Origin of the sequence: Pseudomonas sp. REST10 (assembly GCF_029542605.1) — a bacterium.
GTDB lineage: Bacteria > Pseudomonadota > Gammaproteobacteria > Pseudomonadales > Pseudomonadaceae > Aquipseudomonas > Aquipseudomonas khazarica.
Window position 1 is genome coordinate 2917667 of the sequence record NZ_CP035677.1, and the last position, 25769, is coordinate 2943435.

Annotated in this window: 27 protein-coding genes; 15 read left to right on the forward strand and 12 right to left on the reverse strand. The window is 65.1% G+C overall.

Going from position 1 to position 25769, the window contains the following annotated elements; translation table 11 throughout:
• Window positions 1-12: 12 nt before the first annotated feature.
• Window positions 13-2325: a fimbria/pilus outer membrane usher protein gene (locus EWH21_RS13795; RefSeq protein WP_277698583.1), complete on the forward strand. Its 2313-nt coding sequence runs from the start codon at window positions 13-15 to the stop codon at window positions 2323-2325.
• Entirely contained in the window at window positions 2322-3284 is a 963-nt protein-coding gene (locus tag EWH21_RS13800; RefSeq protein ID WP_047592567.1) for a spore coat protein U domain-containing protein, read from the forward strand. The genes EWH21_RS13795 and EWH21_RS13800 overlap by 4 nt, the downstream gene beginning before the upstream one ends.
• A gap of 4 nt (window positions 3285-3288) precedes the next feature.
• On the opposite strand, the gene EWH21_RS13805 is transcribed toward EWH21_RS13800, so the two are convergent.
• The 6 genes from EWH21_RS13805 to EWH21_RS13830 form a co-directional block, all read right to left on the reverse strand.
• Entirely contained in the window at window positions 3289-3594 is a 306-nt protein-coding gene (locus EWH21_RS13805; RefSeq protein ID WP_047592565.1) for a hypothetical protein, read from the reverse strand.
• A gap of 149 nt (window positions 3595-3743) precedes the next feature.
• Window positions 3744-4616 carry a pyridoxal kinase PdxY gene (pdxY, locus tag EWH21_RS13810; protein WP_277698584.1) on the reverse strand — a complete coding sequence of 291 codons (873 nt, stop codon included), beginning with the start codon at window positions 4614-4616 and terminating at the stop codon, window positions 3744-3746.
• A gap of 196 nt (window positions 4617-4812) precedes the next feature.
• Entirely contained in the window at window positions 4813-5145 is a 333-nt protein-coding gene (locus EWH21_RS13815; protein ID WP_277698585.1) for an antibiotic biosynthesis monooxygenase, read from the reverse strand.
• The gene (locus tag EWH21_RS13820; protein WP_277698586.1) at window positions 5142-6158 is read right to left on the reverse strand and encodes a zinc-dependent alcohol dehydrogenase family protein; all 1017 of its coding nucleotides are present in this window, start codon (window positions 6156-6158) and stop codon (window positions 5142-5144) included. Before EWH21_RS13820 ends, EWH21_RS13815 begins: the two co-directional genes overlap by 4 nt.
• Before the next feature lie 151 nt (window positions 6159-6309).
• Window positions 6310-6612, reverse strand: a complete 303-nt coding sequence (locus EWH21_RS13825; protein ID WP_037047921.1) for a metalloregulator ArsR/SmtB family transcription factor — start codon at window positions 6610-6612, stop codon at window positions 6310-6312.
• A 118-nt stretch (window positions 6613-6730) separates the two neighbouring features.
• The gene (locus tag EWH21_RS13830; RefSeq protein ID WP_277698587.1) at window positions 6731-7339 is read right to left on the reverse strand and encodes a LysE family translocator; all 609 of its coding nucleotides are present in this window, start codon (window positions 7337-7339) and stop codon (window positions 6731-6733) included.
• 103 nt (window positions 7340-7442) lie between these two features.
• Between EWH21_RS13830 and EWH21_RS13835 the strand changes: the two genes are divergently transcribed.
• Entirely contained in the window at window positions 7443-7895 is a 453-nt protein-coding gene (locus EWH21_RS13835) for an Lrp/AsnC family transcriptional regulator (RefSeq protein WP_206596651.1), read from the forward strand.
• Window positions 7896-7995: 100 nt separating this feature from the next.
• On the forward strand, window positions 7996-8475 hold the full coding sequence (locus EWH21_RS13840; protein ID WP_037047943.1) for a VOC family protein: 480 nt from the start codon (window positions 7996-7998) through the stop codon (window positions 8473-8475).
• A gap of 12 nt (window positions 8476-8487) precedes the next feature.
• On the opposite strand, the gene EWH21_RS13845 is transcribed toward EWH21_RS13840, so the two are convergent.
• Window positions 8488-8967, reverse strand: coding sequence for a hypothetical protein (locus EWH21_RS13845; RefSeq protein ID WP_037047946.1), 480 nt, complete (start codon window positions 8965-8967; stop codon window positions 8488-8490).
• Between the two features lie 155 nt (window positions 8968-9122).
• Here EWH21_RS13845 and EWH21_RS13850 point away from each other — a divergent pair, with 155 nt between their 5' ends.
• Window positions 9123-9803: a phytanoyl-CoA dioxygenase family protein gene (locus tag EWH21_RS13850; RefSeq protein ID WP_277700618.1), complete on the forward strand. Its 681-nt coding sequence runs from the start codon at window positions 9123-9125 to the stop codon at window positions 9801-9803.
• 31 nt (window positions 9804-9834) lie between these two features.
• Here the strand turns inward: EWH21_RS13850 and EWH21_RS13855 are convergent, their stop codons facing one another.
• The 4 genes from EWH21_RS13855 to EWH21_RS13870 all read right to left on the reverse strand — a co-directional run bounded on the left by EWH21_RS13855 (window position 9835) and on the right by EWH21_RS13870 (window position 12565).
• Window positions 9835-10599, reverse strand: coding sequence for a carboxymuconolactone decarboxylase family protein (locus EWH21_RS13855; RefSeq protein WP_277698588.1), 765 nt, complete (start codon window positions 10597-10599; stop codon window positions 9835-9837).
• Window positions 10568-11062 carry a cupin domain-containing protein gene (locus tag EWH21_RS13860; protein WP_175253954.1) on the reverse strand — a complete coding sequence of 165 codons (495 nt, stop codon included), beginning with the start codon at window positions 11060-11062 and terminating at the stop codon, window positions 10568-10570. The genes EWH21_RS13855 and EWH21_RS13860 overlap by 32 nt, the downstream gene beginning before the upstream one ends.
• Before the next feature lie 76 nt (window positions 11063-11138).
• On the reverse strand, window positions 11139-12083 hold the full coding sequence (locus EWH21_RS13865; RefSeq protein ID WP_037047950.1) for an alpha/beta hydrolase: 945 nt from the start codon (window positions 12081-12083) through the stop codon (window positions 11139-11141).
• 38 nt (window positions 12084-12121) lie between these two features.
• Window positions 12122-12565, reverse strand: a complete 444-nt coding sequence (locus tag EWH21_RS13870) for a cupin domain-containing protein (RefSeq protein ID WP_277698589.1) — start codon at window positions 12563-12565, stop codon at window positions 12122-12124.
• 100 nt (window positions 12566-12665) lie between these two features.
• Between EWH21_RS13870 and EWH21_RS13875 the strand changes: the two genes are divergently transcribed.
• The 3 genes from EWH21_RS13875 (at window position 12666) to EWH21_RS13885 (ending at window position 14951) form a co-directional block, all read left to right on the forward strand.
• Window positions 12666-13568 (forward strand): LysR family transcriptional regulator, encoded by a 903-nt coding sequence (locus tag EWH21_RS13875; RefSeq protein ID WP_037047954.1) that lies wholly within the window; start codon window positions 12666-12668, stop codon window positions 13566-13568.
• 166 nt (window positions 13569-13734) lie between these two features.
• Window positions 13735-14499: an AraC family transcriptional regulator gene (locus EWH21_RS13880; RefSeq protein WP_134676848.1), complete on the forward strand. Its 765-nt coding sequence runs from the start codon at window positions 13735-13737 to the stop codon at window positions 14497-14499.
• Between the two features lie 65 nt (window positions 14500-14564).
• Window positions 14565-14951: a cupin domain-containing protein gene (locus tag EWH21_RS13885; protein WP_037047959.1), complete on the forward strand. Its 387-nt coding sequence runs from the start codon at window positions 14565-14567 to the stop codon at window positions 14949-14951.
• A 51-nt stretch (window positions 14952-15002) separates the two neighbouring features.
• Here EWH21_RS13885 and EWH21_RS13890 read toward each other — a convergent pair whose 3' ends face one another.
• Window positions 15003-15752, reverse strand: coding sequence for a transporter substrate-binding domain-containing protein (locus EWH21_RS13890; protein ID WP_277698590.1), 750 nt, complete (start codon window positions 15750-15752; stop codon window positions 15003-15005).
• Window positions 15753-15947: 195 nt separating this feature from the next.
• On the opposite strand from EWH21_RS13890, the gene EWH21_RS13895 reads away from it, so the two are divergent.
• From EWH21_RS13895 to EWH21_RS13920, 7 genes are all read left to right on the forward strand, one after another.
• Window positions 15948-16385 (forward strand): MerR family transcriptional regulator, encoded by a 438-nt coding sequence (locus EWH21_RS13895; RefSeq protein ID WP_037047965.1) that lies wholly within the window; start codon window positions 15948-15950, stop codon window positions 16383-16385.
• A gap of 162 nt (window positions 16386-16547) precedes the next feature.
• Window positions 16548-17813, forward strand: a complete 1266-nt coding sequence (locus tag EWH21_RS13900) for an NADH:flavin oxidoreductase/NADH oxidase family protein (RefSeq protein WP_277698591.1) — start codon at window positions 16548-16550, stop codon at window positions 17811-17813.
• Between the two features lie 3 nt (window positions 17814-17816).
• Window positions 17817-17906 (forward strand): helix-turn-helix transcriptional regulator, encoded by a 90-nt coding sequence (locus EWH21_RS24000; RefSeq protein WP_341870008.1) that lies wholly within the window; start codon window positions 17817-17819, stop codon window positions 17904-17906.
• 176 nt (window positions 17907-18082) lie between these two features.
• Complete coding sequence (locus EWH21_RS13905; RefSeq protein WP_167494343.1) at window positions 18083-18256, forward strand: hypothetical protein; 174 nt, start codon at window positions 18083-18085, stop codon at window positions 18254-18256.
• A gap of 379 nt (window positions 18257-18635) precedes the next feature.
• Window positions 18636-20336, forward strand: a complete 1701-nt coding sequence (locus EWH21_RS13910) for an EAL domain-containing response regulator (protein ID WP_277698593.1) — start codon at window positions 18636-18638, stop codon at window positions 20334-20336.
• Between the two features lie 27 nt (window positions 20337-20363).
• Entirely contained in the window at window positions 20364-24800 is a 4437-nt protein-coding gene (locus EWH21_RS13915; protein ID WP_277698594.1) for a CHASE domain-containing protein, read from the forward strand.
• A gap of 1 nt (window position 24801) precedes the next feature.
• The gene (locus EWH21_RS13920) at window positions 24802-25758 is read left to right on the forward strand and encodes a diguanylate cyclase (protein WP_277698595.1); all 957 of its coding nucleotides are present in this window, start codon (window positions 24802-24804) and stop codon (window positions 25756-25758) included.
• Window positions 25759-25769 lie beyond the last annotated feature (11 nt).

Consider the following 25769-nt stretch of genomic DNA (forward strand, 5'->3'; position numbering starts at 1 on the left):
TCACTGCCCCTGTTGCTGTTACTGGCAGCCGTGCTCTGCATATGCACGGCCCATGCCGATGACGCCGAGCAACTGGCCCAGGCTCAGGTGCTGTATCTGGAACTGATCGTCAATGAACTGCCCAGCGGCAAGGTAACGGAAGTGAGAGAACATCAGGGCCGGCTGTTCGTCCAGCGCGAGGATCTGCTCGCCGCCGGCGTTCGCCTGCCCCCCGAGCCGCCGCCCTGGGTCGCCCTGGACCGGATCGACGCGCTGCACAGCGACTATCAGCAGGAAAGCCAGCGCCTGCTGCTGACCCTGCCCAGCGAATGGCTGCCACACCAGCGCTTCGGTCCCAGCAGCCTGAGCGAACCGATGCCGGCGCAAACTGCCTTCGGCGCGCTGTTCAACTACGACCTCTACTACAGCCACACCGAGAACGCCGGCCACTATGCCAATACCTGGCTGGAGCAACGCGTCTTCGATGGATTCGGCATGATTTCCAACACCGGCGTGTATCGCCACAGCTTCTCCGGCCCAGGCTACCGCGACGGCTACACCCGCTACGACACCACCTGGCGCTTCAACGACCAGCAACGCATGCTCAGCCTGAGCGGTGGCGACCTGATCACCGGCGCGCTGACCTGGAACAGCGCGGTCCGCCTCGGCGGCGTGCAGCTTTCGCGCGAGTTTGCCCTGCGTCCGGACCTGATCACCTACCCCCTGCCCCGCTTCGACGGCGATGCCACGGTGCCCAGCACGGTGGACCTGTTCATCGACGACGCCCGCGTCAGCCAGCAGGACCTGCGCCCTGGCCCCTTCACCCTCAACACCGTGCCCTATATCAGCGGCGCCGGCACCGCGACCCTGGTCACCACCGACGTGCTGGGCCGCCAGGTATCGACGACCGTCCCCTTCTACGTGACCGACAGCCTGCTGCGCGAGGGCCTCTCCGACTTCTCCCTGTCGCTGGGCAAGCTGCGCCGCAACTATGGCGTGGAGGATTTCGCCTACGGCCGTCTCGTCGGCAGCGGCAGCCTGCGCTACGGCCTGAGCGACAGCCTCACCCTGGAGGCGCACGGCGAGAATGGCGCCGGGCTCAGGCAGGCCGGCATCGGCGCCACCGTCGGGCTCGGCCTGCTCGGTACCCTGACCAGCTCCATCAGCCACAGCGCTGGCATCGGCAACGGCCAGCAGTACAGCCTCGGCTACAGCTACTACGGGCGCCGCTTCGGCGTCACCGCCCAGCGCATTCAGCGCACCGCCGACTATGCAGACCTCAGCGTCGCCCAGGCGCTGGACAGCGACCTCGCGGGCGGCCCGCTGAGCAAGCTGCAGGATCAGCTGACCTTCAGCTTCAGCCCGGAAGGGTTCGGCTCGTTCGGTATCGGCTACTTCGCCAGCGAAGAACACAGTGGCCAGCGGACCCGCCTGATCAACCTGTCGTGGTCGCGCAGCCTGTGGGGCAACAGCAGCCTCTACCTCTCCTTCAACCGTCAGCTGGACGATGCGACGCCCGCCATCCAGGCCCAGCTGGTCGTGCCCTTCGACCTCTACTCCAGCCTGACCACGGGCGTGGAGCGGGACAGCAACGGCAGGCAGAGTGTGCGCGCCAACTACAGTCGCAACGCGCCCAGCGATGGTGGCCTGGGCTGGAACCTGGGCGTGGCCGAGGGTGACAGCGACTTCCGCCAGGCCGATCTGACCTGGCGCTCGCGCCATGCGCAGGTGCAGGCGGGGGTCTACAGCAACGATGGCCAGACCACGCAGTGGGGCGGCGTCAGCGGCTCCCTGGTGGCGATGCAGGGACAGCTGTTCGCCAGCAACCGCATCGACGACGCCTTCGTCCTGGTCAGCACCGAAGGCCAGTCAGGCGTGCCGGTGCACTACGAGCACCAGTTGCTCGGCCGCACCGACAGAGCGGGTTATCTGCTGGTGCCCTGGGTGCCGTCCTACTACCCCGGACAGTACGAAGTCGACCTGCTGGACATGCCCAGCAACCTGCACCTGAGCGAAACCCAGAAGCGCATCGCGGTTCACCAGGGCAGCGGCGCCCTGCTCAACTTCGCCATGGTGATGACCCTCTCCGCCAGCATCCAGCTGGTCGACGGCCAGGGCCGTCCGCTGCCGCGAGGCAGCCAGGTGACGCATCAGCCCAGCGGCCAGCGCAGCTACATCGGCTGGGACGGGCTGCTGTACTTCGAAGGTCTGGCCAAGGACAACCGCCTCGACGTGCGCCTGGCCGATGGCAGGACCTGCAGCAGCCGGTTCACTCTGGATGACGACGCCGTGGAAATTACCCTGGTCGGCCCGCTCCCCTGCCAGTACGACGGTGCCCGGCCATGACCCGCTGGCTGGCCCTCGCGCTGACGCTCTGCAGCCTCCTGCTCGTCGCCCCGGCCCATGCCTGTGGCATCTATGCGGCGTCGGTGAGCCTCGGCAGCAGCAACTCACTGAGCCTGCGCACCACCCAGCAGCAGGCCGCGGCCGGTGCGGGTCTCTCCTGCCCCGGCGTGCTCCAGGTACTGGCCGCCGCCTATGTCAGGGTCACGCTGCAGAATGCCGGGACCCTGGCCCTGCAGGACGGCCAGGGCAACCAGATACCCTTCTCGATCTACCGCGACTCCGGCTACAGCCAGACGCTGGTAGCCGGCCAGCCCCAGCAGCTCGACGCCATCAACCTGGTTGCACTGGGCGGCAGCTCCAGCGCCATCGGCCTGTACTTTCGCACCAACCCCGGGCCCAATGTGCCGGCTGGCACCTACACCGCTACCATCACCCTGCGCTGGGACTGGGCCATCTGCACCGTCGGTGCGCTCAACCTCTGTTCCTGGAGCCGCAGCCCCGGACTGACCCAGAGCTGCCTGCCCATCTGCGGCGCCCCGACCAACTGGGGCAGCGGCTCCCTGGCGACGCTGACCATCACCCTGGTCGTGACCAAGGCCTGTCGCATCGACACGCTGCCTGCCGTGGACTTCGGCGCCAATGCGCTGATCAGCCAGTTTTCCGCCCAGCAACGCACCTTCGCGGTGACCTGCACCAGCACCGAGGGCTACACGCTGACCTTCGATGACGGGCAGAACTACCTGGCCCCCTGGCGACGGCTGAGAAACGGCAGCGACTACCTGCGCTACAACCTCTATCACAACGGCAGCAGCCTGATCTGGAACAGCGGCTCGCCACTGAGCGCCAGTGGCACGGGCGATTCGCAGACGTTCACCTACCAGGCGATTCTCGACCCGTCACAGGCCAACGCGCCGGTCGGCGTGTACACCGACAACGTGCTGCTGATCATCAACTACTGAGGCGTTACCAGTAGACCACCAGCGTCGAGCCGGCATCCGCGACGGACTGCGTGGAGACCGACGCCGCCCCTGCATCGGGCTTCAGCGGCAGCGCTCGCCCGCGTCCGTCCTGCAGCTGGTACGCGGCCTGCTCGCAACCGTTGCCGAGCACGCGAACGGCCTGCTGGTCACGCTCGGCGGATACTTCGCAGCGTTTGAGAATGGTGAGACTGATGTGCAGCTGCCCGCTGATCTGCTCAGCGAGAGACTGATTGGCGACGAGGCACAGAGCCACGGCCAGGAGGGAGGCAACAAGTCGGCGGTACGGCATGACAACGCTTCTACTGTGATGGTGGCCTGCTGGAGTTGAAGGTCAAAATCCATCCGTAGAAACGGTCACGGCTTCGAGGCGCGACCGAAAACAGGGCCAGATTACCGCGATATCACTTTGAGATCACGCCGATTCCGACGAACGCCCGTTCAGGGCAAGCGCCTGGCCAGGAAAGCACGGGCCGGCTCGACGATCTGCTCCTGCGCCGCGACCAGCGGCAGGTCGCGCGCCCCCTGCGCCGTTCGCTCGACCAGCGCGTAGAGCGTCGCGGTCGCCAGCTCCAGCGCCTGCGGCAGGGCCTGACCCGCCAGCAGGCGACCCAGCAAGGTGGCGGAGAACACATCGCCCATGCCGTTGGGCAAGGGGTGCAGCGCCAGTCGCGGTGTCGTCACCAGCCAGGCGCCCTCGCCGTTCACCGCCAGGGTGCCCAGCTCGTCCTCGGGGATGTCTGCGGTCGCCAGACTGGTGACGATCACCACATCCGGCCCGCGTCCGCGCAACTGCCTGGCGACCTTGACGGCCTCCTGCAGACTGGCCGGCTGGCTGCCGGTCAGCAGCTCGAACTCGAACTGGTTGGGGGTGATGATGTTGGCGCAGGGAATGGCCTGATCCCGCAGAAAGTCGGGAATCGCCGGATTGACGAACACACCGCGCCCGACATCGCCCATCACCGGGTCGCACAGGTAGCGCAGCGCCGGGTTGTGCTGGCGAATCTCGCCCACCGCTTCGAGAATCACCCGCCCGCTATCGGCATCCCCCAGATAACCGGAAAGCACGGCCGCCAGACGCGGCAGCACGCCACGTTCACGCAACCCCAGCAGCACGTCGCGGATATGTTCGGCACCGAATACCTGGCCGCGAAACTGGCCATAACCGGTGTGGTTGGAGAACTGCACGGTATGGATCGGCAGCACTTCGAAGCCCAGTCGCTGCAAGGGGAAGACCGCAGCGGCGTTACCGACATGGCCCCAGGCCACATGCGACTGGATCGACAGAACGAGGGGCGGCAAGGTGGTGCTCATGGACATTCCGACAATGGCTCGACGACGATGGAGTGGCCGCGATTATTCGCCAAGTCACGCGCCCGCACCACCACTGACGCCCTCGCGCTCTTCTTCGGTTCGCTGCGCCTGGCCATGGCCAGCGATCCGGCAGCCGCGAAGCAGGAAGCAACCGACTGCCGAATCGAGGCGCGAGGCCAGCATGCGCCACGACGACTCACTCGGCGAACGTGAATGCCCCTGGCGCCGGAGACTCACCGGGCATGACCGCCTCGACGTGGTAGACCTGCGGCTCTTGCACAAAGTACGCCTCCAGCCCCGCCATGAAGAGGCGGTGATCCTCACTCGCCTCGAAGCCCGGCGCGTGATCCTCGAGTGAACGCCAGCGCACGATGAGGTTGAACACCTCCGGCGTCTCGATGCCTTGCGCCAGCATGTGGCCGGCGTAACCCTCGGCACGCCGGAGCAGGTACTCGACGTCGGCGAAGGCGCGCTTGAACGGCTCGATACGCTCGCGGTGAATGGGCAGCAGCGCAATCTCGTGAATCATGGGGTTTCCTCCGGGGTAGCTTGAACGGTCGGGGGCGCTGACGAGAGCTGCGAGGGCACGATGGCAATCGCGATCTTGCCGCGCAGGCCATTGTTGGGGCTCTGCAGCAGCGCATGGGCACGTGGAACGTCCGCAAGCGAATAGACGGCGCCAACGTGAGGCCGCAACTGGCCACGCTCCACCAGGGCACGGAGCTCATCGAGCTTGCCGCGGTTCTGCCGGGTGAAGACGAAGTGATAGCTGGCGTTCTTGCCCCAGGCCTGGATGACGTTCTGCGGCTGAGCAATGTCCACGATCGAGACCACGCGCCCCAGTTGCGCGAGCGCATCGGGGCTGCGCGACAGCGTGTCGCCGCCGATGGTGTCGAGGATCACATCGACGCCCTGGCCATTGGTTTCCCGCAGGATGGCGTCAACGTAGTCCTCTTTCTCGTAGTCGATGACCACGTCGGCCCCCATCCCTCTGGCGAACTCGACGTTCGCCTCGCGCACGGTGGTGAACACCCTGGCGCCCATGGCCTTTGCCAGCTGGATCGCCACATGGCCGACGCCACCGGCACCGCCATGCACGAGGATGCGCTCGCCCACCCTCAGCGCCGCACGCACCACCAGCGCTTCCCAGGCCGTGCCGCCGACCAGGGTGAGGCTGGCGGCCTCGAGGTGACTCAGTGCCGCCGGTTTCTTGCCGACAATGCCTTCAGCGGCGACGTGGTACTCGGCATAGCTTCCCGGACCATCGAAGATCTGTGGCGTGTACCAGACCTCGTCGCCCGGCGCGAAGCTCGTCACGCCCGGCCCGACCGCTTCGACGACACCGGAGACGTCATGCCCGGTAATGCCCGGCAATGGCACCAGATCGGCGTAATCACCGCGCCGGACCTGGAAATCCAGCGGATTGATGGACGTTGCATGCACCCGCACCAGTACCTGCCCTGCCTGCGCCACTGGCTTGGGTACGTCGCGCAGCTCGAAGGCTTGCGGGCCGCCAAATGAGTTGAGAACCAACGCTTTCATGGTATTTCCTCGCTTCGATAAAAAGGGATATCGGGATTTTTCGATATATAAACACAAAAAGATTCGCGGAATTTCCTGCTCTCAGGCCATCTTCAACCCTCACTTCGCGAAAAAGGGATATCGAGAAATATCGATATATCAGATCAAAAGATTACAGCTCCTTGCCAAGGAACTCGGCAAGCGCACTGATGTTCGCTTCGTTGCGTTTGTAGTAGGTCCACTGCCCGACACGACGGACCTCCACCAGCCCCGCTCGCTGCAGCGTCGCCAGGTAATCGGACACCGTCGACTGCGACAGACCGACACCTTCCTGGATGCTGCTGACGCAGACACCCACCGTGTGCACGTCCCCTTCATCCTGCGGAGGAAAGCCCTTCTCGGGATCCTTCAACCTTCTGAGGATCTCGAGGCGCGTAGGGTTCGACAGGGCTTTGAATATGCTGATCAGGTCCATGCCGCGATAATATCGAGATTTACCGATATGTCAATTCAGCATTCAGCCGCCCGTCGGGCACATGCCCTGAGGTCTCTGCCTGCATGCCCCTTCCGAACGCCTGCAGTGGTCTGGTGCTTCAACGGATGCTTTGCACGAGCGCCGGCAGCGTGGCCACGAGCAGCACCAACGCCATGCTCAGGTTGAACAGCAACGCATAGCGGGGGTGCATCAGCAGACGGCGAAACGTCGCGCCGCCAACGGCCCAGATGCCAACGCACGGCACGGAGACCAACAGCAGGATCACGGCCGCGAGGAGGACGTTCTGTGCGTGATGCTCAGCTGGCACGTAAGTCGCCACGCCGCTGATGGTCACGGCCCAGGCCTTGGGATTGACCCACTGGAATGCCACTCCGCCGAAGAACCCCATGGGTGCGGCGTCGTCATCACGAACCTGCAACGGGCCACTGCTGGCGATCTTCCAGGCAAGCCAGAGGATGTAGGCTGCGCCGACGACACGCAGCGCCACATCGAAGCCGGGTATGGCCGACAGCAGCGTGCCGAGGCCCAGCCCCAATGCGGCCAGGAGCAGGCCGACGCCGACGGAAATGCCCGCCACCAGCGGCATCGCACGCCATACCCCGACACGCGCACCGGCCAGCAGGACCATCGCATTGTTCGGGCCTGGCGTGCCGGTCATCACCACGCAGAAGAGCAGAAACGAGAGAAGCACGCTGGTATCGGTCATTGGCTGGGTCATGTCCACCTGGGTTTCGATTGCACAATCTTATTGCCTTTAGCGCGCAACTCGATTGCAATTCATTGATGCCATAGCGAACGAAACACAAGATATGACCACTATCGATCGAATAGACCAACGTATATTGCACGAGCTCTCCAGAGACGCCCGCCAGACCAACGTGAAGCTGGCCGAGCAGGTGGGGCTGTCGCCCTCCGCCTGCCTGAGACGCGTGCAGGAACTGGAGCGCAGCGGCGTGATCACCGGCTACAAGGCGGTGATCGACAGGTCGCGACTCGGCATCGGCTGCGTGGTCTATCTCACGGTGGGGCTGTCCAAGCACACCAAGGCCAGCCTCGAAGCGTTCGAACGGGCCATTGCCGAGGCGCCCGAGGTCGTGGAGTGCCACACCATCACCGGCGCGGTTGAATACCTGCTACGCGTCGAGGTGACTGACATCGGCGCCTACAAGGACTTCCACACCAACGTGCTGGGCACCCTGCCCCACGTCTCGTCCATCACCAGCCATATCGTGATGGACAGCAGCAAGAGCACCCGCTCCTGACGCGGCTTTAGCAACACGCGGGTTCATGCGCCATCCGCAGGGCCGCCGGCAGCCGCGCGTCTAGACTCTGGAGTCCATGCTGCAACCGTGGACATTCAGGATGAACAGCAAGAACACCATCTGCCTCTGGTACGACCGCGACGCGCTGGAGGCAGCCACCTTCTATGCCGAGACCTTTCCCGACAGCGCCGTGCTGGCCGTGCACCACGCCCCCGGCGACTACCCCTCCGGCCAGCAGGGCGATGTGCTGACGGTGAGGTTCGACGTCATGGGTATACCCTGCCTGGGACTCAACGGCGGCCCGCTGTTCCGCCACAACGAGGCCTTCTCGTTCCAGGTGGCGACCGACGATCAGGCCGAAACCGATCGCCTGTGGCAGGCGATCATCGACAACGGCGGCCAGGCCAGCGAGTGCGGCTGGTGCAAGGACAGGTGGGGGATATCCTGGCAGATCACCCCGCGCATCCTCACGGCCGCCATCGGCAGCCCGGACCGTGCGGCGGCCCGGCGTGCCTTCGAGGCGATGATGACCATGAGCAAGATCGACATCGCCAGGATAGAGGCCGCGTTGCAAGGCTGAACGATGGCTACATCAGCCGCGCGCGTTCTTCCGCTGCAGGATAGTCGAGGCGTCGTTGTAGGCAGCCTGGAAGGCGTCGCTGCCGATCCAGGTCACGGCGGCCTCTTCGTCTTCGTCGTGGAAAGCTGCACGATAGGCGATCAGCAGGCCCATCATGAAATCGGTCGCATCATCCTGCGCCTCTTCGGCAACCACCAGTTCCAGCACCGGGTATTGCAGGAACACCAGGCACAGTGCGAGCAGGCTGATGCCCTCGGCCGCTGCCATCGCCTGGAACAGGTCGTCGAAATGCGCCGGGTCGAAACCGTTTTCCTTGATGTCGGCGAAGTCGAAGGTGCTCAGGTCGATCTCCACATCATCGAACGGCTCATCGATCTGCGCGTTGGCCAGCAACGGATGGATGGGGTGACTCTTCGGCTTGCCCATGCGGTTCTGCTTGGCCTTGGCCTTGGCCCGCTGGGCGCGTTTCTTCTGCTTGTCTGGGGAGGCCATGGGGCGTATTCCTCGTTCGGGGCAGCCATGTGCATGGCTCGAAATGATCAGGCGCGCATTGTATGCAGTCTTGCTCACGGGCTGTGGGTGAATTTGCCATTGCAGGATCGCGGCGGGAGCGGCCCGTGACCGCCATCGAGGAGAAGGACAACGCCATGATCGACCATGAACGCCTGCATCGGGACGGCTACGTGCTGCTGCGCCAGGCCGTGCCGGCGGATGGGCTGGACGCGCTGCGCGGCCTGTTCGATGCCCGTGTCAGACCTTCGGATCAGTGGCCCGTGCCGCGAGGTGCGGACTGGCGCCACGCGCAGCTCGACGATGATGCGCAGGTCCTGGCCATCTGCCGCCTGCCGCTGCTTCTGGCGGGGGTGAGTGCGTTGATTGGCGAGCGTTTCTTCATCGCCCAGGTGGAAGGCCGCGAACCCCTGGCAGGCGGCGGCCATCAGCAACTGCATCGCGATCTGTCACAGCAACGCCCGGGCGACATCGCCAATGCCCTGGTGTACCTCGACGACTACGGCCAGGACAACGGCGCCACCCGCATCGTGCCCGGCAGCCATCGGACGCATCCGGGAGCGCCGCCATTCGACAGCAATGACGAATCCCTCGCCGTGCAGCTCTGCGGGTCGGCCGGTGACATCCTGCTGTTCGATGTCGACCTGGTTCACGCGGGCAGCCTGAACCCGAGCGGCGCACGTCGCCGCTCGCTCCTGATCAGCTACTTCGCCGAGGCCCTGCATGCCTCGTACCTGCACACCCGGCACCTGCGCGGAACTCGCCTGGACACCGGCGAGCGCTTCGATCCTGCGGATCATTTGCCGAGCGCCGGCTAGCCTGTGCGAAGGCCAGCCGGGCCGAAACCTGTTACGGGCTCAGCTGACGCTGCAGCGCCTGCTGGGCGCGCTCGGCAGCTTCGACGGTGACGCGCTCCCCCAGTACCTCGCTCAGCTGCCGTAACTGTGCGGCACTGACACCGATGTTCATGCTCATGCGCATGTGCGCCTGCAGTTGCGCCTCGGCACCGGGCAGTGCCGCGAGCATGCTCAAGGTCGCCAGTTCACGGCTCTGCCAGTCGAGGTTGTCGCGTTCGAAGATGGCACCGAACAGGTGAGCGCGCAGGTACTCGTTGGCTACCGGGGCGAAGTCGAACAACGGCCCCTCGACCACGGCTCCGGCCAGCCTGGTCTGGTTGGCCGTGCCGGCAGCCAGCAGCGCATCGCCCTTGGGCACGGGCTGACTGGGCTCGCGCCCGGGCGCATCTTCGATGCCCCTGGCCTTGCGTGCCTCGACGACCCTCATCAGCTCGGACAGCGCATTGAGACTGCGCGGAAAACCCGCATAGGCGTAGAGCTGTACCAGCACCTCGCGGGCGTCGCTGATGCTCATGCCGAGGTCGAGCCCCTGTTCGAGGGCGCCGTTGAGCCTCGCGATATCACCGGCGGCAGCGAACGCTGCAATCGGCACGATGGCCTGCTGACGTGAATCGAGGGTTGCATGGCTGCTGGCAGGTTGCTCCGGGTTCTCCTCGGCGATGGCGCTACGCGCCGGTTCGCCGAGGCCCAGAACGACGCCGAGTGCAGCGATGGCCAGGCCCGACCTAGTCCTGATGCGTTTGGCCATACTGCTCATCGCTCACTTTCTCCAGCCAGTTGACGTTCTTGCCGTCCAGGGTCGCGGTGATCGCCATATGGGTCATCGCCGTGTCCGGAGCCGCGCCATGCCAGTGCTTGACGCCCGGCGGACACCAGACCACGTCGCCGGGGCGGATTACCCGGACCGGCTTGCCCCATTCCTGGGTCAGGCCGACGCCGGCGGTAACCAGCAGACGCTGACCGGCCGGATGGGTATGCCAGGCCGAACGTGCGCCGGGCTCGAAGGTAACCAGCGCACCGGAGGTATTGATGTGCTCATCGGCCGGCCAGATCGGGTCGATCCGCGCACGGCCGGTGAAGAACCGCTCCGGGCCGGCGATCGAGGCCTGAGTACCGGCACGCACGATCTGCTGCTCGCCCCCGCCCGTTTCTGCAGCGCGGGCTGGGCCGGTCTGCAGGGCCGCGACGCAAAGCGCCGCGGTGAAGATCCGCTTGTTCATGCTGATCACATCTCCTTGAGTCAACGCGCGGTGCAACCCCTGTCGGTCGGCGGGCTCCCCGTCAGCCGGCGGTTGGTCATTGCAGGGCGTCGTGGAAGAACGCCTGTAGCTGGTCGAAAGGAATCACATCGGTACGGTCGTACAGGTCGACGTGATTGCTGCCGGGCACCACCTGCAGCGTCTTCGGCTCGCTGGCAGCGGCGTAGATGTCCTCGCTGTAGAAGCGCGAATGGGCATGCTCGCCGACGATCAGCAGCAGCGGCCGTGGCGAGATCCACTGCAGCTTGTCCAGCAGCGGGAAGTTCATGAAGCCCTGTGCCGAGGTCTGGGTGAACTGGGTGCTGGAATTGGCGTGATAGCCGCGTGGCCGTGAATAGAACTCGCCGAACTCGCGGCCTATCGGGTGTGTATCAGCATCGATCTGCAACGGTGCTCCACGCTCGCCCAGCGTCGCCCGCCCACTGGCGAACTCGCTCCAACGCTGCTCGGCCAGAGCCTGCAGCGTCGCCCTGCGTGCGGCTTCGTCCAGACTGCCGGCAAAGCCCTCGGCATGCAGGCGCGAGATGTCGTACAGACTCACGGTGGCCACGGCCTTGATGCGCGGGTCGACCTGCGCGGCACTGAGGCCGAAGCCACCGGAGCCACAGATGCCGATCACGCCGATGGCGTCACGTGCGATGCCAGCCTGGTTGCCGAGAAAGTCGACACCGGCGTGGAAATCCTCGACGAACAGCTCAGGCGACGACAGACGCCGCGGCGAACCGCCGGATTCACCATTGTGCGAGGCATCGAAGGTCAGTGCCACGAAACCGCGCTGGGCCAGCTCGTTGGCGTACACGCCCGGCCCCTGCTCCTTCACCCCGCCATAAGGCGCGCCGATGATCAGCGCCGGCCAGTCGTCGCGGCTGTGGAAGTCAGCGGGCAGGTAGAGGTCGCCGGCCAGCTCGATGCCGAAGCGATTGCGATAGCTGACCGGCTGGCGACGCACCTGCTCGCTCAACGCGAAAATGTAGTTGCCCATGAGAGGCTCCTGTTTGAGGGGAAGGGAATGACGGCGGCTCAGTCCTTTTTCACCGGGCCGGCGAGGAACTCGGCGTCCGTCACCGGCGCCAGCCAGTCGACCGGCTTGCCATCGAGCGACTCGTTGATCGCGATGTGCTGCATGGCGCTGCTGTCGGTTGCACCGTGCCAGTGGCGGCGGCCGCAGTTGCACCAGATCAGGTCGCCGGGGCGAATCTCGGTCTTCGGCCCACCCTCGCACTGCGTCCAGCCCACGCCATCGGTCACCAGCAGCACCTGACCCAGCGGATGGGTATGCCAGTTGGTCCGCGCACCCGGTTCGAAATTGACCACCGCGACGCCAACCCGCGCAGGAGCCGGCGCGTTGAAGATGCGGTCGATGCGCACACGCCCGGTGAACCAGTCGGCCGGGCCGACGATGGCCTGGCTCGCCCCTGCGCGGTGAACCTGCATGTCGGCACTGGCCAGATCGCTGTCACTCATGTCGGTCACCTCATTCGTTGCTCGAGAGACAAAGGTAGCGACGGCAGATTGATTCGTGTATACGCAAAATAATTAACTCGGCATGAAGCAGTACTTAACAATGTTCACGAGCGGCATGGATGATCTGGTGGTTTTCATCGCGGTGGCACGGGAGCGCAACTTCACCCGCGCCGCCGCGCGCCTCGGCGTCTCGCCTTCGGCAGTCAGCCAGACCATACGCGGCCTGGAGGAGCGCCTTGGGGTGCGCCTGCTGACGCGCACGACCCGCAGCGTCACGCGCACCGAAGCGGGAGAGAAGCTGCTGCTCGAGATCGCGCCGCTGCTCGAGCGCATCGACGCGCACCTGAGCGCCATCTCCGACCTGCGCCAGCACCCATCCGGTACGGTGCGCATCACCGCCGACGAGTTCGCTGCCCGCCACGTCGTCTGGCCCAAGCTGGCGACCCTGCTGGAGACCTACCCGGACGTGGTGGTGGAGTTGATCACCGACTACGGGCTCACCGACATCGTTGCCGAACGCTTCGATGCCGGCATACGCCTGGGCGGGATCATCGACGCGGACATGATCGCCGTTCCCATCGGTCCCGAGATGCGCATGGTCACCGTGGCCACCCCTGGCTATCTGGCGCGGTACGGTACCCCGCGACGTCCGGAGGAGCTGACCGCGCATCGCTGCATCAACCTGCGCCTGCCCACGCACGGCGGCCTCTACTCCTGGGAGTTCGGCAGCGGCGAGAACGAATTCCGCGTACGTGTCGGCGGCCCGCTGATCATGAACAGCGTGCTGCAGATCCTCGATGCTTGCCTGGCCGGCGTCGGCCTGGCGCAGCTACCGGATACCCAGGTACGGCCCTATCTGGACAGCGGAGCACTGACCGAAGTACTCGGGGCATGGTCCGACAGCTTCCCTGGCTATCACCTGTACTACCCGAGCCGGCGCCAGCAGACGGCCGCCTTCCGTGTGGTGCTGGATGCACTGCGCGACTGGCAGGCGCCAGGTTGACGAGACGTTCCGCATGCTCGGCAGGCAGGCCGAGCGTGGCGACGGATCGCCTTCTCGCCCGCCATTGCCTTAACATGTGGCGGGTCAACCGCCATCGCATCGATGGCCAGGAGTCTCGTCCGTGAGTCGACGCAGTGCTGAACGTGACTGGGTCCGGCATAGCCAGATGCCGGGAAGGATCGAACGCATCGAGGCGTATTTCAGCGGCCACGGCTACGATCCGCACCGCCACGACACCTACGCCATCGGCCGCACGCTGTCCGGCGTGCAGAGCTTTCGCTATCGCCGCGCCATGCGCCACAGCCTGCCTGGCGGCACGCTGGTGCTGCACCCCGACGAGGTGCACGACGGCATGGCCGGCACCGACGAAGGCTTTCGCTATCGCATGCTCTACATCGACCCGGTGCTGATCCAGCAGGTGCTCGGTGGTCGGCCTCTGCCCTTCATCGCCGGCGGCCTCTCCGACGACATCCGCCTGCGCCACGCCAGCGAGTCCTTCCTGCAGACCATGGACCATGCGTTCGAAACGCTGGAGGAAGACGACGCCATCTATGACCTGGCCCACGCGCTGCAAGCCGTGGCCGGCCAGCGTCGCGGCCGCCGCGCCTTCGACTACGTCGCAGCGGAGCGCGCCCGTGCCTACATCCATGCCCACCTCGACACGAACATCGCCCTGGACGACCTGGAACACGCCAGCGGCCGGGATCGCTGGAGCCTGTCACGGGACTTCCGCGCCCTGTTCGGTACCAGCCCCTACCGCTACGTCACCCTGCGCCGCCTCGACCATTGCCGCGCGCTGATGCATGCCGGCGTGGCACTGGCCGACGCCGCACTGATCGCCGGCTTCTTCGACCAGAGCCACATGACACGCCACTTCATCCGCGCCTTCGGCCTGTCACCGGCACGCTGGCTCGGCATGCTCAAGCTGTAGGATCGTACAAGAAGCCTCCACGGCACCTCGCTAGGCTGGTGACAACCAGAACGAGGAGCCCCCGCATGACCCAGCAATCCCCTACCCCGGCCACCCAAGCGATCAACCTGCAGCAGAAGCTGGCGCTGATCGACGAGCACTGGTCGCCCAGAGTGGTCGCCGAGATGAACGACTACCAGTTCAAGGTGGTCCGCATCGAAGGTGACTTCATCTGGCACTCGCATGCCGACACCGACGAAGCCTTCTTCGTCCTCGAAGGCCAGCTGCGCATCGACTTTCGCGATGGCCACGTGCTGCTGCAAGCCGGCGAACTCTACGTGGTGCCCCGCGGCGTCGAGCACAAGCCCTACGCCGCGCAGGAGGTGAAGATGATGCTCATCGAACCCCGTGGCGTGCTCAACACCGGCGAAGAAGGTGGCGAGCGCACGGCGCAGAACGATCGCTGGATCTGAAGCGAGCCCACCACCACGCGCAGAGCCTCTGGCTGGCTCTGCGCCCTGGCTCTAGCGCGCCGGCATCTGCTCGTAGCGCCTCTGGATGCGGGCGAGTTCTCCCGACAGGCGCAGCTGCTCCAGGGCATCGGCCCAGGCGCTGACCAGGGCATCGTCGCTGTCCCGGCTGAACGCGATGTACAACGACGAGCGATACAGCTCGACGGGTATCTGCCGCAGCGCATCGGTGGCGATGTTCAGTTGCCGGCAGTAGTACGCCACGCCGGCATCGGTGTCCCCCGCTATCACCTCGGTGCGCCCCGCCAGCAGCATGCGGTAGAGCTGATAGCTCTCGGCCGCACTCTTGTCCAGGTTGGTGAACCCCAGCGACTGCAACACATCGGGAACCAGGCCGGCATGCCGGGTGGTGACACGTGGCGCCTGCAGCAGTTGCTCCAGGGTGTCTATCGGCTGTGCCGTATCGGCCCGTTGATAGGGATGGATGGACTCTTCGAGGATAGGCCCCACCCACTTGTACAGCGGCTCGCGCTCGCGGGTGCGAAACAGCGAATACATGATCGTGTGCGGTTGGCTCTGCAGCGTGCGCGTGGTGCGCATACTGGGCAGCAGGGCGATCTCGAAGTCATCACCGGTCAACGCCATGATCGCCCGCACGATCTCCGTGGCCATGCCCGTGAGCCGGCCATTTTCCCGATAGTTGTAGGGTGCCCACTCTTCGGTGATCACTCGATACGCATCCGCATGGGCCCGCGGGCTCAGGAGCAGACACAGCAGGGCTGCGGTGAGTATCGAACGCTTCAAATGGTCTGCCTGGTGAAGAAGTTGTCGCGAGCCGGAGACTTGCCGGATTGAAAAGTCAGACAAGCATAGACGCGAAGCATTGCACCCTGCCGGGCACATTTCGCCAAACCTGCATGCACCCGAGGTCGCTCATGGCCAGACCTGAAGGTTAAAGTTAGGCTTAATCGGACGACCTTTCAGAGTGGCGGGACAGAGATGAAGATTGGTGAACTGGCGACGCGCACGGGGCTTGCAGCCTCGCGTATCCGCTTCTACGAGAGCATCGGCCTGCTCAAGCTGGTGGAGCGTCAGGCGAACGGCTATCGCAGCTACCCGGAAGAAGCCGTGCTGGTGCTCAACCTGATCACCACCGCCCAGCAGGCCGGCTTCAGCCTCGACGAGCTGCGCAGCCTGCTGCCGCAGGACCTGTCGCAATGGGAGCATGGCAAGCTGCTCGACACCCTGCAGGGCAAGGTCCGCGACATCGAAGCACTGGAGCAGCGGCTCGCCCAGAGCAAGACGCACCTGCTCGCGCTGATCCACGAGATCGAGAGCAAACCCGGTGACCTGGACTGTGCAGCCAACGCCAAGCGGGTGCTGTCGAAGATGAATCTGGGGGAGATGAACGAGCCGGGCAAACGTGTGAAGAGGTAGGCAGGCAGCCTACTCGCTGACGAGCCGGCCACCCAGCGTCAAGCGGCTCGAACACTGTTTTTTCAGGGTTGCAAAAATACTGCTCCGGGATGAAATGGGCCATTGACATTAAAGTGAACTTTAAAGTTAAGGTCACCTCACGCTCAGCCGAGGAAGCCCCCCATGAATCTGTTCGACAGTCTCACCCTGCCCAATGGCTCGACCCTTCCCAACCGCATCGCCAAGGCGGCGATGGAAGAAAACATGGCGGACGCCGACCACGCGCCGTCCGAACCGCTGCTGCGCCTGTATGAGGCCTGGGCAGAGGGCGGCAGCGGCCTGCTGATCAGCGGCAACGTGATGGTCGACAGGCGCGCCATGACCGGGCCGGGTGGCGTGGTGCTGGAGGATGAGCAGCAGCTGGCCCGCTTCCAGCGCTGGGCCCGCATTGGCCGCGCCAAGGGGGCGCAGTTCTGGCTGCAGATCAATCACCCTGGCCGGCAGATGCAGGCCAACCTGGGCCAAGCGACCTGGGCGCCCTCGGCGGTGCCGCTGGAACTGGGCAACCTGTCGAAGCGCTTCGCCACGCCACAGGCGATGACCGAGGCGGTGATCGAGGACGTGATCGAGCGCTTCGCCCGCACCGCGCGCCTGGCTGAACAGGCGGGTTTCACCGGGGTGGAAGTTCACGCCGCCCATGGCTACCTGCTCAACCAGTTCCTGTCGCCCCTGACCAACCAGCGCAGCGACCAGTGGGGCGGCTCGCTGGAGAACCGCGCACGCCTGCTGCTGGAGATCGTCAAGGCAGTGCGCGGCGTGGTCTCACCCGGCTTCGCCGTGGCAGTCAAGCTCAACTCGGCGGACTTCCAGCGCGGCGGCTTCAGTGCCGACGACGCACAACAGGTGGTGCGCCTGCTCAACGAGCTGGACGTGGACCTGGTCGAACTGTCCGGCGGCAGCTACGAGGCCCCGGCCATGCAGGGCCAGGCGCGCGATGGGCGCACCCTGGCGCGTGAGGCCTACTTCCTCGAATTCGCCCGCGAGATTCGCGCGGTGGCGCGCATGCCGATCATGGTCACCGGCGGCATCCGTCGCGCACCGATCGCCCAGGACGTGCTAGCCAGTGGCATCGAGATGGTCGGCATCGGCACCGCACTGGCCATCGAGCCGAACCTGCCGCGCGACTGGCAACTCGGCCTGGGCAGCGCCCCGCAACTGCCGCCGATCACCTGGAAGAACAAGGTGCTGGCCTCGCTGGCGAACATGGCAGTGGTGAAATACCAGCTGCACAAGCTCAGCCAGGGCCGGGACAGCCAGCCCGGCGTGTCGCCGCTGTGGGCACTGCTGACGCAGCAGGTGAAGGACATCTTCCGGACTCGCCAGTACCGGCGCTGGATGACGCAGCGCGCAGCAGGCCGGGATCAGAACGTCAGCACTTCGCCATCCTGAGGTATCAGCAGCGCGACCAATCTGCGGCGCCTGTTCAAGGCGCTGACCGGCTTGACGCCCGCGCAATATCGCCAGCAATACGGGCGTGCCTGACCCCGCATGCCACGGCCACGCGCCGGCGCCGAGTGCCCCACGACAACGAAAAGTCCATTTCGCTCGTTGCATGGATGCAACAGTCCTTTGCCAGATCGACGGCTTAATTAGCTTGCTAACGAAGCGTATAAACGGAATGCGACATTTCGCCGCATCCGTATTTCGAGGAGACAAGCATGAACGTGATCGTGCACGAGCGTGACAGCGAACATCTTTCCCGTGAAGCCCGCGCCATGGGAGCCGTGGTCTGGGATGTGATCCAGAATGGAGAGCTGGTCGGTATCTTCCCCTCGCAGGACGAAGCCGACGCCTACCGCAGATCGCTGGAAGAGGCACAGCCACAAGGATGATCCGAGACTGCTGCCGTTTTCGTGAAAAACGGCAGCAGCCTTCCCGCTTCGCAGCGCCCTTGTCGGCCCTGAACCGACACCTCGGGCCCTACCGCGCCAGGTAACAGCCACCCACGGCACGACCGCCCATCCGATTTCCGCCCCCAGCGCAGCCCTCTTGCCTGGGCGCGTCGCCCCTCGCCAAAACCTGGCCAATCCGACGCCAAACGCCCTGAATCTCGCAGTTGCCACGGAGCAGCCAATCCGCCGCGGCACCGCCAGCGTCGGGCCCTCCCTGCACCGGCTGACTATCTGCCATGAACCACGGCGCAAACGGCCTGCACATGTCATGAACTGGTCTAGTCTCACCCTCAGGAAAGCGGAGTTCCGGAGCTATGGCATGTCTGAAAACAGGTTCGACCCATCTCCCGTCATTCTCATCGTCGATGACCAGTCCAGCGACCTGCAGATCCTGCAAGCGGCAGTCAACGAGTTGGCACAGGTGCATATCGCCCATGATGGGCGCATGGCGCTGGAGATCGCACGGTTCTGTCGGCCAGACGTGATCCTGCTGGATATCGAGATGCCCGGCATGAGCGGTTTCGAGCTGTGCCGCCTGATCAAGGCCGACGCCAAGCTCTGCGATGCCGCCATCCTGTTCGTCACCGCGCACACCCAGACGGAGAATGAAGTGGCGGCGCTGGAGCAAGGCGCAATCGACTTCATCCAGAAACCGCTGAGCATTCCCGTGGTGCGCGCCCATGTCCGAGCGCACCTCAACCTGCGGACGGAAGCCAAGCGGCTGGCCTACTTCGATGCGCTGACCAACCTGCCCAATCGCATGCTGCTGCGTGACCGCGCCGAGCAGATGCTGCAGAAAGCACGGCGCAGCGGCAGCCGTCTTGCCCTGCTGTTGCTGGACCTGGACAACTTCAAGGGCATCAACGACACCCTGGGTCACTCGACGGGCGATCGGATCCTCAAGGAGGTCAGCGCACGCCTGACCGAGGTATCACGCTACCTGGACACCGTCAGCCGTCAGGGCGGTGATGAGTTCGTCATCCTGGCCACCGATATCCAGCGCTCGGAGGTGATCAGCGACTACGTGGAGCGTTTGCTGGAAGTCATCGCGATGCCGATGAACATCGAAGGCAGTCGCTTCGACCTGTCCGCCTGCATCGGCGTGAGCGTGTTCCCGGATGACGGCGACGACCTCGAATCCCTCTATCGCCAGGCCGATGCCGCGATGTACCAGGCCAAGCAGGAGGGTCGCAATCGCTATCGTTTCTTCTCCCAGAGCATCGAGAGCGATGCCAGAGCCCGCCACCTGCTCGAAAGCCATATGCGCAGCGCGCTGGAGTCGGGGGTCTTCGAAGTCTTCTACCAGCTTCGCTTCGATGTCAGCCGTCAGCAGAGTTGCGGCATGGAGGCGCTGATCCGCTGGCGCCGAGCCGACGGCGAACTGGTCTCCCCTGCCGAGTTCATCCCGCTGGCGGAAGAAACCGGCCTGATCGTACCGATGGGCAAGCAGGTCCTCCACCAGGCCTGCCACGACGCCAAGCTGCTGCTCGACCAGGGCAAGCGCCTGTGCGTCGGGGTCAACATCTCGGTGGTGCAGTTCCGCGAGGAGTCCTTCCTCGACATGATCAAGGAGGTGCTCAACGACACCGGCCTGCCAGCGGAACTGCTGGAACTGGAGATCACCGAAGGGGTGCTGGCGCGCGATATGGACCAGACCCGAGCCCTGCTCGACGAGCTCAAGCACATGGGGGTGCGCATCGCCATCGACGACTTCGGCACCGGCTATTCGAGCCTGTCCTACCTCAAGCGCCTGCCGATCGATGTGCTGAAAATCGATCAGAGTTTCGTGCGCGACATGCTGACGGATCGTAGCGATGCTGCGATCATCGAGGCCATCGTACGCATGGGCCAGGCACTGGACCTGGAGCTGGTCGCCGAGGGCGTGGAGTGCAGCGAACAGTCGCAGCAACTGCTCGCACTGGGCTGCAAGTTGATGCAGGGCTATTTCTACTGCCGCCCCATGCCCTTCGAGCAACTGCGCAAGAGCCTGGATCTGCTGCCGGCACTCGAACGCAACTGATCACCTCGCAGAAAAGAAGAAACCACATTGAGACTGATCGTCCTGCTGACTTTCGCAACGGGCATGGCCGCTACCGCGCTGGTGGCCGGTTGGGTACAACAGAGCAACGAGAAACAGGCCCGGGATGAACTTGTCAAAGCCACGGAACGCGCTGCGGATGTCGTTACCAAGCGCATCGAGCTCTATCAGTACGGCTTGCGCGGGGCACGCGGGGCCGTGCTGGCCAGCGGTGACGGCGGCATCACCCGCAAGCGCTTCATCAGCTACAGCAAGACGCGTGACGTCGACCGCGAGTTTCCCGGCGCCCGTGGTTTCGGCTTCATCCGGCGGGTGCCGGCGGCGGAACAGGAGCGCTTCATCGCCCAGGCCCGTGCCGACGACAGGCCCGGTTTCGAGATTCGCCAGCTGACGCCACACGATGGCGAGCGCTTCATCATCCAGTACATCGAGCCGGTCGAGCAGAATCTCCCTGCCGTCGGCCTGGACATCGCGTCGGAAGACAACCGCCGCAGCGCAGCGCTCGCCGCACTGACCAGCGGCGAGGTGCGTATCACCGGGCCCATCACCCTGGTGCAGGCGACCGGCAATCCCCTGCAATCCTTCCTTATCCTGCTGCCGATCTATCGCGGTGCCGTCACCCCGGACAGCGTCGAGGAACGCATGGCCAAGGGCATCGGCTGGAGCTACGCCCCGCTGCTGACCGAAGAGGTCCTGCAAGGCCTGAAACTGAGCAACGACGGCTTGCAGTTGCAACTGAGCGACGTCACCGACGCCGCGCATGTCGTCGATTTCTACGCCAGCGAAGCCAGCGACGATGCCCCCGTCATCGCTCGGCATGCGGTATCACGGCATATCTACGGGCGCGACTGGCAGGTTGAACTGCTGGCCCACCCCGGTTTCGTCGGTGGGCTGCACCAGGCCTCGCCGCGCCTGGTGATGCTGGTCGGCAGCCTGGTCAGCCTGCTGCTGGCGACCCTCGCCGGCGTGCTGCTGGTCAATCGCCAGCGCCATCGGCAGATCCTCGCCGAACAGGCACGCTCCGCCGCCATCGTGGAAAGCTCCAGCGACGGTATCATCGGTCAGTCACTCGATGGCACGGTGATCAGCTGGAACCACGGCGCAGAACGGATCTTCGGCTACACCGCGCACGAGGCCATCGGCCATACGCTGATCGAACTGATCGTGCCCGAAGCCCTTTTTCAGGAAGAACGAAACATCCTCGCCAACGTTGCGGCGAGCAAGCCGATCGGCAACTTCGATACGCAGCAGCATCGCAAGGACGGCAGCCTGGTGGACGTTTCCGCATCGATCTCCCCGCTGATCGATGCCAGTGGCGTATTGACCGGCCTGTCGAAGACCGTGCGCGACATCTCGGCGCAGAAAGCCGCCGAGGCACGCATTCTCGAACTCAACGCCAGCCTCGAAGAACAGGTGGGCAAGCGCACCCAGGAGCTGCGCGAACTCAACCTGCTGCTGAACAACGTACTGGAGTCGGCCTCCGAGGTGTCGATCATCGCCACCGACCTGGAAGGCACCATCCGCGTGTTCAATCGCGGCGCGGAACGCCTGCTGGGCTACAGCGCCGAGGAGATGATCGGCAAGCAGAAGCCGGCGGTGTTCCACCTGCCCGAAGAGGTGGAGGCGCGCAGCCGTGAACTGAGCGAGGAATACGGCCAGCCGATCAGCGGTTTTCGCGTCTTCGTGCACAAGTCGGAGCTGGAGGGCGCGGAGAGCCGCGAGTGGTCCTATATCCGCAAGGACGGTTCCAGGCTTGCCGTGACGCTGATGGTGACCGCCATGCGCGACACCAGCGGACAGCTGACCGGCTACCTGGGCATCGCGCTCGACCTGTCCGAAGAACAGCGGCTGCGCCGCGAAGCGCTCGCCGCGCGAGACCAGATGGCCATGGCGGCCGAGGTGGCCGAGCTGGGCATCTGGTCCTGGACCCCGGGCGATGGCCAGCTGCAGTGGAACGAGCGGATGTTCGAGCTCTACGACTACCCACTGTCGCAGCGCGAGCAAGGCCTCAGCTACGGGCACTGGCAGGCACGCATCCACCCGGAGGATCGCGCCGCCGTGGAGGCCAGCCTGCAGGAGGCCCTCGCCCGGGTTTCGACCTTCGACGTGGTGTTCCGCATCGTCAGGCCCGATGGCCAGGTGTTGCATATCCAGGCCGGCGCCCACGTCGAGTACGACGCCATGGGCCGGCCGGCGAAGGTGACGGGTATCAACCGCGACATCACCGCCCAGCTGCAGCTCGAATCACACCTGCGCCGCGCCAAGGAGCAAGCCGATGCGGCGAGCGCGGCGAAAAGCGCCTTCCTGGCCAACATGAGCCATGAGATTCGCACGCCCATGAACGCCGTACTGGGCATGTTGCAGCTGGTGCAGGCGACCGAGCTCAACCCGCGCCAGCTCGACTACATCCTCAAGGCCCAGGGAGCGGCTCACTCGCTGCTGGGCCTGCTCAACGACATTCTCGATTACTCGAAGATCGAGGCCGGCAAGCTGCAGCTGGACCTCCACGACTTCGAGCTGGAGCCCATGCTCAGCGACCTGGCGGTGGTACTGGCCGGCAATCAGGGCGACAAGGACATCGAGGTGATGTTCGATGTCGACACCTCGCTGCCGGACGTGCTCTGCGGCGACAGCCTGCGCCTGCAGCAGGTGCTGATCAACCTGTCCGGCAATGCGCTGAAGTTCACCGAATCCGGCCAGGTGGTCGTCAGCCTGCATCAGGTGGCGTGTTCGCCGCACCAGGTGCGTCTGCAGATCGCCGTCAGCGACACCGGCATCGGCATCAGCGAGGCGCAGCTGCAGCGTATCTTCGACGGTTTCACCCAGGCCGAGGCATCGACCACCCGGCGCTACGGCGGCACCGGGCTGGGCCTGGTGATCTGCAAGCGCCTGGTGGAACTGATGGGCGGCGAGCTGCAGGTGGAGAGCCGCCAGGGTGAAGGCAGCCGCTTCTGGTTCGAGATCGAGCTTGGCATCGGCGCGCAGGCGAATCTGCTGGCCGAGCCGGCAGACCGGTCGGAGAGCCTGCGCCTGCTGATCGTCGATGACAACGCGCTGGCCCGGCAATTGTTGCAGCAGACGGCGCACAGCCTGGGCTGGCTGGCCGACACTGCGGTCGGCGGCCAGGAGGCGCTGGACCAGGTGCAGCGGGCCGAGCCGCCCTACGACATCGTGCTGATGGACTGGCGCATGCCGGGGATGGACGGCCTGGAAGCGGCCCAGCGCCTGCGGGCACAGGGGCAGAACGAGCGCACACCGCCCACGGTGATCATGATCACCGCCCATGGCCGCGAGGTCCTGGCCGATCGCTACAGCGAGGCCGACGCCCCGTTCGCCGGCTTCCTCACCAAACCGGTGACCCCACGCCAACTGATCGCCAGCATCCTCAGCGCACGTCACGGCGACAGTCGCGCCCTGCCCGTTCCGGGCTACAAGCTGGGCCAGCGCCTGCAGGGCCTGCGTCTGCTGGTGGTCGAGGACAACGCCCTCAACCGTCAGGTGGCGCGCGAACTGCTGATCGGCGAAGGTGCCGAGGTCAGCCTGGCGGAAGGTGGTCTGCAGGGCGTCGAACTGGCGCTGGGCAGCGAACCGCCATTCGACGCCATTCTCATGGACATCCAGATGCCCGATATCGACGGGCTGGAAGCGACACGGCGCATCCGCCAGCAGTCGGGTCAGCCGACGCAACCCATCATCGCCATGACCGCCAACGCGTCGAACAGCGACCGCGACTCCTGCCTCGCGGCCGGGATGAACGACCATGTGGGCAAGCCCATCGACATCGAAAAGCTGGTCGCCGTGATCCGTACCTGGTGCGGCCTCGACGACGCTGCCGCGAGCGACCCGCAGCCGCCGGGCAAAGTGGAAGGTGCCGAAGCCATCCTCAAGCGCTTCGGCGGCAACCTGAACCTGCTGCGCTCGATGCTGGTCCTGCTCCCGGACGAACTGAACAAGCAGCTGACGCAACTGGAAGCGCACCGGCAGGCACGTGATCTGCCGGCCATGCTCAAGGACCTGCATACCCTCAAGGGCACCTCCGGCACCATGGGCGCCATGGAGCTGTCCGCCCGATTCGCCGAGTTGGAACGGCGTTTCGCCCAGACCCCGGACAGCGCCTATGGCGACGATGACTGGCTGAGCGAGCTCAAGCAGTCGCTGCAGGAGAGCCACGCCCGCCTGCAGGCGATGTTCGCCATCCCCACAGAGCCGGCCAGCCCTGCTGCGCCTACGACCACTGGATTGTGGACGCAGGAGGTGGAAGCGCTTAAGGTACAACTCGATACCGGCAACCTTGCAGCGCTGGAGACCGTGCAGGCACTCGCTGCCCATGCTCCGCAACATCTCGACAGCCTGTTCGATGCGCTGCGTCAGGCCGTGACCTCCCTTGACTTCGAGCGAGCCAAGCGATTGCTTCAAGATTTACAGCACTCTGCCATAGGGGATTGATTTGGAGCGCCTGAAACCGTTTTTCCATGGACGCCCAAAACTGCTGGTGGTCGATGACCAGCCAATCAACATCCGGGTTCTGCACGAGCTGTTTCGTCCCGAGTGCGATGTGTTCATGGCCACCCATGGCGAACAGGCACTGACCATCAGCCGTGAACTGCGCCCTGACCTGATCCTGCTCGACGTGGTCATGCCCGGCATGGACGGCTACGAAGTCTGTCGGCGCCTCAAGGCCAACCCCGAAACCAGCGAGATCCCGATCATCTTCGTCACCGGCAAGAGCCATGAGGACGATGAAGCCACGGGCTTCGAGCTCGGCGCGGTGGATTACATCCGCAAGCCCTTCAACGCGCTGGTGGTCCGCGCGCGCGTGATCAACCACCTGCGCCTGAAACTGCAGAGCGACTACCTGCGTCAGATGGCCCTGATCGACGGCCTGACCAGCATTCTCAACCGCCGTGGCTTCGACGAGCGCTTCGACGCGGCCAGAGCGCAGGCCCAGCGCGAGCAGAAGCCGCTGTCGCTGCTGATGATCGATGTCGACTACTTCAAGCGCTACAACGACCAGTACGGACACCTGCGCGGCGACCAGTGCCTGCGTGACGTCGCCCAGGCGCTGGCCAACACCCTGAACCGTCCCTATGACCTCGTCGCGCGCTTCGGTGGCGAGGAGTTCGCCGCCCTGCTGCCGGATACCGACGAAGCCGGCGCGCGCCAGGTAGCCGAACGCCTGCAGGAAGCCATCAAGCGCCTGGCCATCGAACACCGCAGTTCGGACGTGGCCACGGTCCTGACCCTGTCCATCGGCAGTGCGACCCTGCCGCCGAACGCTGGCGCCAGCGTGGAGCAGCACCTGAACTGGGCCGACGAGCAGCTGTACAGGGCCAAGGCCGAGGGACGTGATCGCATCTGCGGCCAGACCTACACCTCGCCCCTGAGAATGAGCAGCGAGGCCTGAGAGGCGCCCGG